Annotated in this window: 10 protein-coding genes; 4 read left to right on the top strand and 6 right to left on the bottom strand. The window is 37.8% G+C overall.

The genetic code is table 11. The features are described 5' to 3' along the window. A partial coding sequence (locus tag ACY651_RS07770) for a gamma-glutamyltransferase (RefSeq protein WP_462251380.1) occupies positions 1-723 on the top strand: 723 nt, incomplete at its 5' end. Between the two features lie 111 nt (positions 724-834). Here the strand turns inward: ACY651_RS07770 and ACY651_RS07775 are convergent. Genes ACY651_RS07775 through ACY651_RS07785 form a run of 3 tightly spaced genes read right to left on the bottom strand, consistent with a single transcriptional unit; the run spans position 835 to position 5,044 of the window. Next, the gene (locus ACY651_RS07775; RefSeq protein WP_462251382.1) at positions 835-2,382 is read right to left on the bottom strand and encodes a DUF4832 domain-containing protein; all 1,548 of its coding nucleotides are present in this window, start codon (positions 2,380-2,382) and stop codon (positions 835-837) included. Positions 2,383-2,404: 22 nt separating this feature from the next. Further along, positions 2,405-3,904, bottom strand: coding sequence for a DUF4832 domain-containing protein (locus ACY651_RS07780; protein ID WP_462251384.1), 1,500 nt, complete (start codon positions 3,902-3,904; stop codon positions 2,405-2,407). A 6-nt stretch (positions 3,905-3,910) separates the two neighbouring features. Further along, positions 3,911-5,044 carry an acyltransferase family protein gene (locus ACY651_RS07785; RefSeq protein ID WP_462251386.1) on the bottom strand — a complete coding sequence of 378 codons (1,134 nt, stop codon included), beginning with the start codon at positions 5,042-5,044 and terminating at the stop codon, positions 3,911-3,913. 94 nt (positions 5,045-5,138) lie between these two features. On the opposite strand from ACY651_RS07785, the gene ACY651_RS07790 reads away from it, so the two are divergent. Both ACY651_RS07790 and ACY651_RS07795 read left to right on the top strand, forming a co-directional pair. Continuing rightward, positions 5,139-6,167 carry a LacI family DNA-binding transcriptional regulator gene (locus ACY651_RS07790; protein WP_462251388.1) on the top strand — a complete coding sequence of 343 codons (1,029 nt, stop codon included), beginning with the start codon at positions 5,139-5,141 and terminating at the stop codon, positions 6,165-6,167. Between the two features lie 99 nt (positions 6,168-6,266). Continuing rightward, positions 6,267-7,349: a phosphotransferase enzyme family protein gene (locus tag ACY651_RS07795; RefSeq protein ID WP_462251390.1), complete on the top strand. Its 1,083-nt coding sequence runs from the start codon at positions 6,267-6,269 to the stop codon at positions 7,347-7,349. Positions 7,350-7,413: 64 nt separating this feature from the next. On the opposite strand, the gene nagB is transcribed toward ACY651_RS07795, so the two are convergent. The 3 genes from nagB to ACY651_RS07810 all read right to left on the bottom strand — a co-directional run bounded on the left by nagB (position 7,414) and on the right by ACY651_RS07810 (position 13,496). Then, a complete protein-coding gene (nagB, locus tag ACY651_RS07800) occupies positions 7,414-9,357 on the bottom strand; it encodes a glucosamine-6-phosphate deaminase (RefSeq protein ID WP_462251392.1) in 1,944 nt (647 codons plus the stop codon). A gap of 91 nt (positions 9,358-9,448) precedes the next feature. Next, positions 9,449-10,837: a Gfo/Idh/MocA family protein gene (locus tag ACY651_RS07805; protein ID WP_462251394.1), complete on the bottom strand. Its 1,389-nt coding sequence runs from the start codon at positions 10,835-10,837 to the stop codon at positions 9,449-9,451. Between the two features lie 160 nt (positions 10,838-10,997). After that, entirely contained in the window at positions 10,998-13,496 is a 2,499-nt protein-coding gene (locus ACY651_RS07810) for a right-handed parallel beta-helix repeat-containing protein (RefSeq protein ID WP_462251396.1), read from the bottom strand. Positions 13,497-13,826: 330 nt separating this feature from the next. Here ACY651_RS07810 and ACY651_RS07815 point away from each other — a divergent pair, with 330 nt between their 5' ends. Further along, the gene (locus ACY651_RS07815) at positions 13,827-15,122 is read left to right on the top strand and encodes a sugar MFS transporter (RefSeq protein WP_462251398.1); all 1,296 of its coding nucleotides are present in this window, start codon (positions 13,827-13,829) and stop codon (positions 15,120-15,122) included. The last annotated feature ends 121 nt before the right edge of the window (positions 15,123-15,243 follow it).

The raw sequence follows: 15,243 nt of genomic DNA on the forward strand, positions 1-15,243 counted from the left end.
ACCGCCGACTACCTGCATCTGATCGGGGAGGTTCAACGTCTGGCGATTGCCGACCGGAACCGTTACGTCGCCGATCCCGAATTCGTCGCGATTCCGCTCGCGCGGCTGATCAGCCGGGATTACGCGGCCGAGCGGCGCAAACTGATCGTGCCGGGCCGCACGATGCCGGTGGTACCGCCGCCCTCCGGTACGGCGCTCGCGCCTGCGGGAGCGCCCGATGGCAAGGTGGAGAAATCCAGTACCACGCACCTGACCGTGGTGGATGCGGCGGGCAACATGGTCGCGCTGACGCAGACGCTCGGTGCCTGGTATGGCTCCGGGGTCGTGGCCGCGGACACCGGCGTGCTGTTCAGCAACCAGTTGAGGCACCTGCACACCGAGCCCGACAGCCCCTCGAAGCTCGCGCCGGGTCGCCGACCGCGATCGAACCAGTCGCCGCTGATCGTGCTGAAGGATGGCCAGCCCTGGCTCGCGATCGGCACGCCGGGCTCGGACGGCATTTGGCAGCGTCTCGCCCAGGTCGTGGTAAATCTCGTCGACTTCGGCATGGACGTGCAGGCTGCGGTGGCCGCGCCGCGCATGATCTACGGCGGGTACCAGGAAACCGGCACGCAGGTGCCCGCGAAGTTCGAGATAGAGGATCGCATCGCGCCCGCCACCATCTCCGCATTGCGCAGCCGCGGCTTTGATCGACAAGCTCAAGCTGACAGTCTAATAATTTGAAAGTAAGTGTCTTTCATATTGTGTCATTAGCAGCTTGTCGAAACCGGTGCGATAGTCAACCCGCCTTCGACAAGCTCAGGCTGACAGCATTCTTTCAATCTCTAGTTCGTATTACTTTACTGTAACAGTTGCCTGCAGTTTATTATATCCTGTTACTGCATCCCATAAATCGGTATTAGCAAGGCGGATGGCATATTCGGGTTTTGCTGCAATGGAAGAATATTTATCGGGCATAAATAAATACATATCATACACACCTGCAGTTAAAGATGTGCCGGTTGCTATTGCTGTTTCTATTTTTGCAGTGCCGCTAAACCATTTACGAATGTCGGTGCTTAATGTATATTGAACTTCCTGACCGTTTGTTTTATTTTTTAAAATTAATTTAACGGGCCTTTCATTAAAAGGTGATGCATAGCCAATATTATTTACAGTAAGTGTAAATGCCATACTGCTTCCTGCAGTAATTTCTTTTGGATAAACAAATTCTTTCAGCACAAAACGATAGCCCAATTTTTTTCGGATGTTAAGCATACAACCATTAGTTTGCCAGTCGTTGTTTACTGCATTGTTGTAAGCACAGTTTAAATAGCTGTAATGGTAAGCCGCCATTTCTGTTTCGGCCATGCCTGCAGGTTCGCAATCGTTTTGCGGACTGTAAGCATCATCACAAGTTTCGCCACCCACAGCAACATACTTGCTATCTGCTTTTGTAAAATTTCTTAATACGGTGTTGGCAGGCTGCCTTGGAGTGGAAGAATTACCATAATCCATATAAGTGCCATAATCATCTGTGCCTGCTAAAAAACAATCGTTATGAAAACCTATCCTGGCTTTATCCGAAGCGCTGAATGCTTCTGATTCCGTAATGGCCAGTGCATTTACTGCAGCATTAACACCATACACAAACCGTTGTTTTATTTGTGGAAACCGAACCTGTATCATCCTGTCTTTTGGCACTGCATCAAGTAATGCTGTTATCACTTCATTCCTGTCGAGCCAGTTATTATCCAATAATTTTCCCTGACCGTTTTGCGAAGCATCTCCAAAATAATCGGTATAATAATTTTCGCCCCACATACCAATCAATCCCATTTGCACCACCGCAATTACATCAGCAGCATCTGTTAACACCGGTTTTAATTGTGCCAGGTGTTGCAACACAATAGTTTTTGGTGCGTCGCCATAAGGTGTACAAATAAATTGTTCGGGGCAACTGCCCGATGTTACGGTGGTAGTATAAACAAATCGTGGAATTAATTTTACCCCTGCTGCACGGGCAATATCAAAATCGTTTTTTACAGATTGCAAAAAAGCAGCCGACAGTGGTGCATTTTTAAAAATATCCATTATAAAATTACGGTACACTATGGTGCTGTACACCTGGTAATTACCGCCATTGGCTGTAGTTAAGCCACGCCACAAAACTAATTGCGATTGTATTAATGCTGTATAAGCGCTTGCCTTTGTTTCAGTAAATTTATAAAATCCTCTTTCAGGATTAGCAAAATCTTCTGTGCTTTCTGTATAAGTAACAGTATTTTTTGTATCTGGCGGCACTGGCGGGCTGGTTGTTTTTGATTTAGAACAGGCAGCCCACACCATAATAACTGCTGCAATAAATAAAATTTTACTGAATATTTTTTTATTGAAAAACATAATCCACAATTTTGTTTGAAATTTATTTTACGCTAATAATATGTTGCAGGTAATTATAGCCTGTAGTTTTTTCCAACATATTTTCATTAGCCAATACTACGCTATATTCTGTTTGGTTGCTTAGTAAAACGTTTGCATCAGGTAAAAATAAAAACATTTGGTAGCTGCCGGGGTTTATGCCTGCGGGCAATTTTATTGTTTCTTTTATTTGATGAGTGCCACTAAACCAAAATTGCGGATTTGCTTTTAATGTTACAATAAATTCTTTTTGTGTTTTTGTATTTCTTAAAATAATTTTTACCGGCCGGGGGTTGTAAAGAGAAGCGTACCCCAAATTTTCCAGAGTAAAATCTATATTTACTCTATCAGTTTTTTTTAACTTCGCAGGCAAGATTGCTTTTCGTAAAACAAACCGGTAGCCCAGTTTTCGTTTTATACTGTACATGCAACCGCTGCTGTCCCAATCGTTGTTTACATCATTATTATAAGCAGCGTTTAAATAGCTGTAATGCATGCGCCGCATTTCTTCTTCGGCGTAGCCGGCAGGCGCACAATCGTTTTGCGGACTAAAACTATCATCGCAGGTTTCGCCGCCGACAACAGTAAATTTTGTATCAGCTTCAATATATTTTCTCAATATTTCATTGGCAGGTTGCCTGGGTTGCGACGAACTTCCATAATCATAATACGTTCCATAATCATCTGCTGTTGATAAAAAGCAATCGTTATGAAAACCAATTCTTGCATTATCAGAATTATTAAATGCTTTCGAAAGTTTTAGTGGCAAACTTTTTACAACTGCGGATGGCCCGTAAACAAATTTTTGTTTTATCTGCGGCGTACGCACCTGCACCATCCTGCTTTTGGGTAAAGCAGTAAGCAACGCTTTTAGTAATTCGTTACGGTGCAACCAGCTGCTGTCTAAAATTTTTCCTGCTCCATTGGTGGAGGCATCACCAAAATAATCTGTAAAATAATTTTCTCCCCAAATACCAATAAATCCTTCCTGCAGTACAGCAATAACATCAGCATTTTTTTGCAGTAATGGTTTTAATTGTTTTATGTGATTTAAAACCACCTCACGAGGAGCGTCGCCATAGGGCGGGCAAATTTTATATTCATCAGTACAATTGCCGCCCTTTGCGTTATTGGTATAAGCAAAGCGCAAAATTATTTTTAAACCAGCTTCTCTCACTGCATCAAAATCTTTTTGCAAATTTTTTAAAAAAGAAATTGATAAGGGTTGATTTTTAAAAGTATCCAGTTCGTATCCTCTGTAAATTAATGAAACCGTTACAGCATAACTTGCCTTAGCGGATTGCTGCGGTTTACTGCGGTATAATTTTAGCTGTGCAGCATCCAGTAAAATATAATTACTTGCTTTAGTACCCGTGGGTATATAAAATCCTCTTTCCGGATTAACTATATCATCCTGACTTTCCTTATATACAATAGTTTTATTTTGTGCCACCGCACTTATTACAACCAAACAGCATAAAAATGACCAACAAAATTTTAGCATAGTTAATCAGAGTTTAAAAAATATTTTCTTTAAAAATAACCAGTAACACAAGCCCCACTCTAAGCATAAAGTTACCAAAGCATTTATTACTGCCTGTAATTTATCAGGCGCAGCAAATAAATCAGTAAAGCCATTAACAAAAATTGCTACTGTATTGTTTAACCATTGCAACCCCACTGTCTCAAAAAATAAGTAAATGAAAATAGCATTGGTACCCACGACAACAAAAATCCATGCATATTTTTTAAAGTCTTTAATATCGGTAAGCCAGTATAAAAATGCCATCATCAATATTACCCATCCTGCCGAAACCACAACAAATGAAGAAGTACTGATACGTTTTATTATGGGTGTAATATTGAGGATATTTAATCCATATCCAACCATTAAAGTAATTGCTGCTGCAACAAATAAAATTTTTAGTTTTTTATATTCTTCAATTGGTGCTATTAATAATTTACCCACCAATACACCACAAATAGTATGTGCTGCTGTAGGAATAAAATTTATTGCCACCCAGCCATCGGTGTTTATTTTGCCCATGAGCAATGTATCGAACCATGCACCAAAATTTTTATGCTCAACAAATGGTTCATCATATCCCGGCATTAAAACAAACCTGTATAAAAATTCAGTAAGTAACAATAGTAAAACAGCAACTGTAATTTGATATGCTGCTGATCTTTTAATAATTAAATAAGCGATAACAGTTGTTACAGATAATTGCGTTAATACATTCCATAACTCCCATACCGTTTTGCCTGCATACACACAATGCAAAGCTGTGCCGCAAATAAACAGTTTAACGGATCTTACCAAAATATGTTTAAAATTTTGCTTCCAGGTAATACCTTTTTTTTGTTTGAAATAAAAAGAAATGTATAAAGCAGCACCGGCCATTGTCATAAATGCAGGTTGCACCAAATCCCAAAAAAGCAAACCATGCCATGGGTGATGAAAAAATTGCTGCACCATATAGTTAGAAAAACCTGTTGGATAAAGATCATTTAATGAACTGTACACCAAGCAACTTTCTGCTGCCAGTAAAATCATAATCAGCCCACGCATTACATCTAACGAAAGCAACCGTTGCTGCTGAAAAGGAGTTATATAATTTTCTGCAGATTGTACTGTTTGCATAATAAAGCAAATTATACAAAGGTTTGCTGAGAATGCTATGCAAACGTTTTACTGGTTTTAACCAGATGTGTAAAAAAGAATTTACTTTTAAGGTATGGAACAAAAGCCGGCTACTATAAAAGAAATTGCAAAACGTCTCAACGTTTCTTTTTCAACTGTATCAAGGGCACTGCACGACCACCCTAATATTGGATTGCGTACAAAAATGCGTGTGCAGCAATTAGCAAAGGAATTAGACTATCAACCCAACCAAACAGCTATTTTTTTTCAGCAGCGCAAAACATTTACCATTGGTGTTATTTTGCCGGAATTATCAGAAGCATTTTTTTCAACTTCTATAAGTGGTATTGAAGATGCCGCTGAAAAAAATAATTATACAGTGTTGCTGGGACAAAGCCACGATAATGAAGAAAGAGAAAAGAAAATTGTAGAAACAATGAAAAACCATCGTGTAGATGGTGTTATAATTTCAATTTCTAAAAACACAGTAAACTACGAGCATTTTGAAAGCCTTAAAAAATATGGCATACCAATCGTATTTTTCGACCGCATACCAAAAATGACTGACATACATTATGTTGCCTGCAATATGATCTCGGGAACCATACAGGCCGTTTTATTTCTTATAAATAAAGGCCACCGCGTAATTGGTATGATCAACGGCCCTGAAAAATTATTTGCCAGCCAGGAAAGAAAAGATGGTTATATACAATCGATGACTAAAAGCCGGTTAAAGTTTGATCCATCGCTGGTGGTAAACAGCGACCTTACTTTAGAAGGCACACAAATGGCAATGGAAGAACTGCTGCGTTCTAAAAGAAAACCTACTGCCATTGTTGCCTTTAATGATTACGTGGCACTTGATGCCATACAGTTTGCATTAAAAAGAAAAAAGAAAATTAATAAAGATATTTGTTTTGTAAGTTTTGCCAATCTTCCCATAAGTACCTACAGTGCCTACCCGCCTTTGGCATCGGTGGAACAGCATCCGTATGTACAGGGACAAAAAGCAACTGAAATTTTAATTGAGCTGATGAATAAAAGTAAAGATGAAACTTCGCAAACAGATGCGTATTACAAAATAATAGTAGATTCTCAATTAGTGGTTAACGAAAAAAAATAAGTTTTAATTTTTGTTATTAAAAAGGACAAACGTTTTACTTATCATTTAGTTGCTACATTAATTAAGTTTGATAATAGATTTCATCATTAACAACTGTACATGCTGCAAAAAATTTTTACTGCATTTGGCCTTAATGAAGCTTTTGATAAAGCTGTGCCTTTTGGCTCGGGGCTGATTAACCATACATGGAAAATTAAAAATGGAAACAACACATTTATTCTCCAAAGAATTAATGATCAGATATTCAAAGACCCCGGAGCTATTGCTTACAATATTGATATAACTGCAAGTTATCTTCGCCAGCATTACCCTGATTATTTATTTGTAATGCCGGTAAAATCAATTTACAAAGAGGATATTTTTTTTGATGAAGAGCATGGTTATTTCCGCCTTAGCCCTTTTGTAGAAAACTCCCACACTATTGATGTGGTAAAAGAACCGCTGGAGGCTTATGAAGCAGCGGCACAATTTGGAAAATTTACTAAATTGTTAGCAGGCTTTGATGCAACCCAATTAAAAATAACACTTGTCGATTTTCATAACCTTACCCTGCGTTACCAGCAATTTGAACAGGCATTATTGAATGGTAATGCTGAAAGAATTCAGCAATCAGCTAAATTAATAGAAACCATCATCGCCAATAAATCTATTGCTGCTATTTTTGAAAAAATAAAATTAAATACAAATTTTAAAATACGGGTTACCCACCACGACACTAAAATTAGTAATGTGCTTTTTGATAACAATATTAAAGGTTTGTGTGTAATTGATCTGGATACTTTAATGCCCGGATATTTTATCAGTGATGTAGGTGATATGCTGCGTACTTATTTAAGCCCGGTAAGTGAAGAAGAAAAAGATTTTTCAAAAATTGAAATACGGAATAATTATTTTGCTGCCATTGCAGAAGGTTATCTTGGCCAGCTAAAAGATGAACTGAGTACCGAAGAAAAAAATCATTTTGTTTATGCCGGAAAATTTATGATCTATATGCAGGCTATACGTTTTCTTACCGATTATATTAACAACGATATTTATTATGGCTCCAAATACGAAGGGCACAATTTTGTAAGAGCAGGCAACCAGTTAACTCTTTTGCAAAAACTAATGGAGAAAGAAGATAAGCTGCAACAAGTTGTAACAAATTTTAATGCCACACAAACTCCTGCAACTGCAGTATAATATTTTATGCATTAAAAAAGCCCGGAAATCATTTTCGGGCTTAATTTTTCATAAGAAAATATTTTTAAAATTTCCATCTCACAAATGCTTCCATTGCCGCATATTCGGCCAAACCCAATTTATTGTATAAAGCTGCAGTGGCACTGTTTCTTTCTTCTGCCCTTTGCCAAAACTCACGGCTGTCCGCACCCTGAAAAACAACACCATCTTTTTGACTTTGATGTTTAAAAATTCCATTGCGTTTTTTTAATACCTGGTCAGGGCTCATAGGCACCGCCATTTCAATAAGGTCGATATCCCACTCTGCCCAGGCACCTTTGTAGAGCCAAAGCCAGCAATCGGAGAGCCAGCTTTCGGCTGTAAGTTTTGAGCTTTTAGCTTTGAGCCGCTTCATCGCTTCAAAAATTCCATCCAGGCAAACTTTATGTGTACCATGTGGATCGGCCAAATCACCTGCAGCATAAATTTGATGTGGCTGTATTTCTTCAATCAGGTTACTAATAATTTCATAGTCTGCTTCTCCAATTGGTTTCTTTTCTACTAAACCAGTTTCGTAAAAAGGTAAATTTAAAAAGTGGGCCCTGTTATCCGGTACACCAACAAAACGGCAGGTGTTTTTTGCTTCTCCCATTCTTATAATACCTTTTACTTTACGCAGCGATTCGATATCTTTTTCTCCATTCTTTTTTATTTTTAAAAAAGCTAATGCTTCATCATACATTTTATCAGCATCTGGGTTGCTGATTCCAAACTGCTGATTGTAATCTTTTATAAAATCTATAAACCTAAAAGCTTCATCATCTGCCACCGCAATATTGCCACTGGTTTGATACGCAATATGAACCTGGTGCCCCTGATCTACCAAACGCTGAAATGTTCCACCCATCGAAATAATATCATCATCAGGATGAGGACTGAAAATCAACACCCTTTTATTTTCCGGCATTGCTCTCTCCGGCCTGAAAGTGTCATCAGCTTTTGGTTTGCCCCCAGGCCACCCTGTTATAGTGCGTTGTAACTGATTAAACACTTCGATATTTATATCATAAGCCTGGCCGTACAGTGCCAGTAAATCACTTAATCCATTTTGATTATAATCGTTATTGGTTAATTTTAAAATGGGTTTATTAAGTGTTAATGCTAAATGTGTTACTGCTTTTTTTATCATGCCATTATTCCACAACACATCATCGGTAAGCCAAGGTGTTTTTTTTCTGGTTAATGCTGCAGCAGCACTTTCATCTAAAATAAATTCAACATTATGGTGGCCCTGTAAATAAGATGCAGGAATAAATTCTGTAACAGGGCCTTCTACCGCCTGCTGAATAATGTTTGCTTTTCTTTCGCCCCATGCCAGCAATACAATTCTTTTTGCTTTTAAAATAGTCCCCACCCCCATCGTTATTGCTTTACGGGGTACGTTGGCAAGGCTGCCAAATTCGTAAGCTGCATCAAAACGTGTAAGATGATCAAGAGTAATTAATCTTGTGGCGGCACTGACATGGCTGCCCGGTTCGTTAAAACCAATATGCCCGTTGCGGCCAATGCCCAGCAATTGAAAATCGATACCACCAAATTCTTCAATTCTTTTTTCATAATCCCAGCAATGCATTTTTACCATCTCCTGCGGTATGCCACCATGCGGAACAAAACAATTTTTGCTTTCAATATCTACATGCTTAAATAAATTTTCTTGCATAAAATACCGGTAACTCTGTAAAGCATCCGGCTGTAAAGAATAATATTCATCCAGGTTAAAGGTTACTACATTTTTAAAACTTAATTCTTTTTTGCGGTACAAAAGTATTAATGCTTCATACACTTTTTTAGGTGTGGCACCTGTTGCCAGCCCCAGCACAGTTGTTTGCCCGTTGCGTTGTTTATGTTGTATCAGTGCGGCTATTTCGTTGGCAGTTGCATTGCATGCTTCTTCTGCAGTGGCGTAAATAGTAGTATCAATTTTTTCGAACGATACTAATTTATGCGGTGCTAAAATTTCTGTTATCATAATTTTTTATTAGAGATTAAAAAAAATCTGGTATAGAAATACCAGACTTGCAGTTTTAACTGCTGCTGCTTTGCTATATGAAAAAAGATTTTTAATAGTCATTACTTAATCCAAAAATTGGTTTACGGGTTTTCCATTTTCCCCTTGTAAAGTCAGGTATTTTTTGCATCGCTCCTCCTTCGGCAATTGATTTTTCGCTCAATGGCGTAACAGCATACCAGGTTGCCAGGTCATACACATCTAAAGGAAATTCCTGCTTTCTTTTTATAGCTTCGATAAATGCATTATCAACAAAAAAATCCATACCACCATGGCCGGAGTTGGCTGCATCTTTTTCATACTTTACCCATAAAGGATGATCCATTTCTTTCATTAATTTTTGCGGATTATCCCATACATGTTTTTCGCTGAGTTGATCGATATGTATCATGCCTTTGTCAAATTCACCTTCGTGATGATCTTGCCAAATACCATTAGTGCCCTGCACCCTGAAACCTAAATTGTAAGGCCGTGGCGAACAGGTATCCAATGATAAAATAATAGTTTCGCCATTGGCAGTTTGCAATTGTGTTGTTACAATGTCTCCTTGCTTAAATTTTATTTTTGCGTTGGGGTGATCGGCCCCGCCTTTAGGATGATTTTTTATGTAGCGGTTAAGGCCTCTTGCTTTTGTTGCAACAGATGATAGAGTGGTTAAGCAATTTCCTCTTTGCAAATTAATCATAGTGCCTACCGGGCCTAAACTATGTGTAGGATAATTTTCTCCATTACGGTCAACATAATGTTGTGTTCTCCATTTTGCTTCGCTGTATGCTTTTTCGCCAAACTCTGCGCCACTATTGTAAGGCGTTATACCGTCATTAAATAAAACACCTCTTAAGTCGTGCTGATAGCCGCCCTGCAAATGCAATACTTCACCAAACATTCCTTTGGTAACCATATTGTGTACCGCCATAATATCCCTGCGGTAACAAACGTTTTCCAAAGGCATAATGGGCACTTTTGTTTTTTCAGATGCGTTTACAATATCCCAGCAATCCTGCAATTTTATTGCACCGCAAACTTCCAAACCCACAATTTTACCGGCATTCACGGCATCAATTCCCTGCGGTATATGCCACTCCCACGGCGAAGCAATAATTACCGCATCAATATCATCACGCTGCAATAAATTTTTGTAATCGTAATTTCCATTGCTGTATTCAACAGGTGCTTTCTTTCCAAATTGTTTTACAATGTTTTGCGCCATTGCCATCATCTGTTTATCAGGGTCTGCCATTGCTATCACTTCCACATCATCCCGCTTCAACATTTCTGATAAATGTAATTGGCCACGAAGCCCCACTGCAATAATCCCAATTCTTACTTTAGTTATTTTTTCTGCAGCAAAAATTTTTAATGGCGATTGCAACAAAATAATTCCTGCACCTGCAGCAGTGGTTTGCTTTAAAAAATTCCGTCGGTTGTATTTAAATGTCATACAGTTATTATTTACTGTTCAAACTTATACCAATAACAAATACTAAATATGTGCAAACGTTTGTGTAATAATCATACCACAAAAAAATTATAAATTATTTTATGGTAAAAAATCGCCGCAGCTAATACGGCGATTTTTTTTGAAATGACAGCAGTTATTTTTATTGCACTACTATTTTAAATATTTTTGTTTCGTCAGGTGTAGCAATCTTTACCCAATAAATACCGGGTTTTATTGCTGCCTGTTTAATACCCTGTATATTTAATTGCTGTACACCTTTTGATAATTGTAGCTGCCTGCTTAATACTATTCTTCCTGATAAATCTATCATTTGCACATTTACTAACCCTGCAGTTTGCAAACTCATTTTTATAAATAAATTATTTACTACCGGGTTGGGGAAAGTTTTAATATCAATTTTACTTTCGTCAGTAATTAACAGCTCTTCTAAACCACCATCTAAAAAAGCTTCTGGTGGCGTACCACAACCTGAGGGATTATAGCTTTGTCCTTCGCAGGAAGAATTTTGATCGTAGCCGGTTCTTTTTGCATACTGATGAAAATTAAAATAAATAGAATCAGTTGGTTGTACAATTGAACCATCATTATTTTTATCCTGTACAAAAATGGCCTGGCAGGCATCGCCGCTAATTACATAATAAGTATTGTACCAGAGGGTATCTGCAGATTGAGTAAGGTACAAACCCAAAACAATATTTGATAAAGACTCAATAGTATTTTGTTTAAACATACTGTTTCTTAAACGGTAAATATTTACTTCGGTATAACGTTGCGATCCGTTAGTGATGCCATACTGATTATTAGCTTTTGCTCTCAATACAGAATCAAGTATATAATTATCTTTTATGGTATTATTTTTTACAGTACAATTTTGCACCCACGATGTGGGGTTAGTACTGCCATAATAAAGACCTGCCGATAAATTATCCCGGAATACATTACTATTTACAGTGTGGTATCCGCTTATGCTGTTAGGTTGCTCGTTACCCACCGACAACCCTGTTCCGTTATTATAAGATTCATTATTTTGTACCAGAACATTTCTTGAGCCATCTAAATAAATACCGGCAGAAACTGCGATGGGGGAAATATTTCTATAGACCGTGTTATTAAGTATAAATCCATTTTTAGAAAAATTATTTGGTGCAGTTACTGTAAAAGTTGCATCATCTACCACCCATTGATAATTACCTGCTGCCACTATACCAATGTTTGCATTATCAAAAACCAAATTATTATTTACAGCAAAAGAATCTACATTTCCATTTACAGTAACAGCCTCTGCATAACCAGTAATATTATTATACACTGTATTGCTGTCGATAATAACATTTCTTATTGATGTATCAGTTGTACCCAGTATTACCAATGGATTAAGGTTATCGCTGCCGGTGGGTATTTTTTGTTTGCTAACATTTCTTGTCCACGCCATATCATAAATTTCATTCTTCTTAATAATTATATTGGAAGATTTGCCGCTTACAATAATACCAAACCTTGTATCTTTTGTACCAACAGACGGGGCCACATTTTGCAATGCAGAATCATTGGTCATCTTAGTTAACTTTAATCCTTCTATACGAATATACTTTGCATCTGAAATTGCAATAAGTGCCGAAAATTTTCCGGTGATATTACTGCCATCAACAATTACATTTTCGCCAGGGTAATTCCGAATGGTGTACCACTGGCCGTTAGTACCCCGGTTACTGCCAATAAAAATCCCGTTGGTTAACGGCTTGTGTGTGCCGGCACGGAGATAAACAGTTACGGGTGCATTAATTAATGTAGAAGGAGAATAAGTATAATTAATACCTGCTAACTCATTTGCTTTTTTAACAGTGCGCCATGGCTTGGTGATGGAGCCGCTGCCGGCTGTATCGTTACCCGTTAAAGCAACATAATAGTCAGAAGCAACAGCGGTTACATTGGTTGATATTAAAGCCGTTTGCGTAACACCTGTATTACCTCCTGCATCTTTTACAAATTCTCCCCAGCCGGGTGCCGAATTTCGCAACGTATCATTTGCAACGGTAACATTAGTGTTGTTGGCAAGATAAACAGCATGAATAAAATTGCTGGTATTGTTAACTGTTGGGTAACCATATTCTACGCTGGTAGCAGTCCAGCGTAAAGTATCAAAAGCACAATTATTTATTTCAATATTTTGTGCCCCCTGTATATTAACAGCATAACCATTTGTATTTTTCAAACTTATAAACCGCAAGCCCTGCAGCTTTACGTATTTAGCACCACTAACAATAAGCATGTTAGGAAAAAATGGGTTAGTAGCCAGTTTGCTTCCATCTATGTAAACTTTACCTTCATCACCTGCATACGGCCTGAGTGTTAAATATTTTCCATTGGCACCACCATTGTTACTGCCAATATACAATTGCGATAAATAGTTAGTAGAATCAATGGTGTAAGTGCCGGCTTTAATATATACAATGGCATCTTTAGTAGTATCTCTTACCCTGTTGATGGCATAGTAAATACGGTTCCATGGGCTGGCCAAAGTACCCGTTCCGTTAGTAGCCTGTGAGCCATCTACATAATAAGAGTTGGCGGTTTGTGCCTTTGCCGAAATATAACACAGCAACAGTAACACAGGTAAATAAATCATTTTCTTTTTCATGAATAATTAAGTTTGGTTGTATAATAAATAAATTAAAGTGTTTAGTTTTTAAAGGCAAGGTGGTAAAATATTCTCTCACTGTAATTCTTACTGTTGATGCTGTTAGTTATCCTGAGAAAAAATAGTACTGTTAATTTCATAGTGTAGCGCAATCGTAAATCAAACATAGTAAATGCTTTTTGGTAAACATTGCGCAAGCGTTTGCACAAAAAGCATTTTACGCAAACGCTTGCACAGAAAGCATTTCATGCAAACGTTTTACATTGCATTTGTGAATATAATACCAGTAACTCTTTGTATTTTTCCAATTCACGTACATAAAAAATTATTATGGAGCAAAAACAAAACAACCGTTACGCCATTATCATCATTGGCATTTTATTTTTTGTATTTGGTTTTGTTACCTGGCTTAATGGAACATTAATACCATTTTTAAAACTGGCATGCCAGTTAGAAAATGATATACAGGCATTTTTTGTAACCTTTGCTTTTTACATGGCATATTTTTTTCTTGCTATACCCTCATCAATAATTTTAAAGAAAACGGGATTTAAAAATGGCATGGCCTTAGGTTTACTGGTAATGGCTGCAGGATCATTAATTTTTGTACCTGCTGCCAATGCCCGAAGTTTTGGATTATTTCTTACCGGTTTGTTTGTACAGGGTATGGGCCTGGCATTATTACAAACAGCATCTAACCCTTACATAAGTATTGTAGGCCCAATTGAAAGCGCAGCTAAACGAATAAGCATTATGGGTATTTGCAATAAAATTGCCGGTATGTTAAGCCCCATCATTTTAGGTGCATTGGTTTTAAAAAATGCAAACGCAATTGAAGAACAGGTAAAAACAGCAACAGATACAGCAACAAAAAATAATCTTTTAAATGAACTGGCCACAAGAGTTATTTCGCCTTATATTATTATGGCGGTAGTAATAGTGCTTTTAGCAATAATGATAAAAAAATCTTCGCTTCCCGAAATTGATATGAACAGGGAAGACGCAACAACAAACAATTCGATTGTAACAAAAACAGGTGTATTTCAATTTAAACATTTAATGTTAGGGGTTTTATGTTTGTTTTTATATGTAGGTGTGGAAGTAATGGCGGGTGATGCCATAGGTGCATACGGCAGAGAATTGGGAATGCCATTAGATGAAACAAAATATTTTACTGCCTTTACTTTGTTTTCGATGCTGGCGGGTTATATCATCGGCATTATTACAATTCCAAAATATATTTCTCAGCAAAATGCATTGGCAATTTCCGCTGTAGCAGGAATAATTTTCAGCATGGCAGTATTTGTAACCACCGGCTACACTGCTATTACTTTTATTGCCTTATTAGGTTTAGCTAATGCATTAATGTGGCCCGCTATTTTTCCGTTAGCCATTAGCGGGTTGGGAAAATTTACAAAAACGGGATCGGCTTTATTAATTATGGGTATTGCTGGCGGCGCATTACTTCCGCTTTTATATACAACTTTAAAAGACAAAGAAATTTTTTCTAATGCCCAGTCGTTTTTAATATGTATGCTTCCTTCTTACTTTTATATTTTTTATTTTGCTGTAAAGGGATATGCCGCAGGCAAAACAATTCCATCAACAAAAATTCAGGCAGCTTAATTTTTTTTAGAATCCGGGTGCGGTAATAACGGTAGAAATCGAGATTGCTGTCGAAATAATGTTTCAACTAGATGGTAAATAAGCAGTGAAAGAAATTTCGGTTTTGCTGTTTTGAAAAATT

The sequence above is a fragment of the Ferruginibacter sp. genome, from assembly GCF_031391665.1.
Classification (GTDB): Bacteria; Bacteroidota; Bacteroidia; order Chitinophagales; family Chitinophagaceae; genus Ferruginibacter.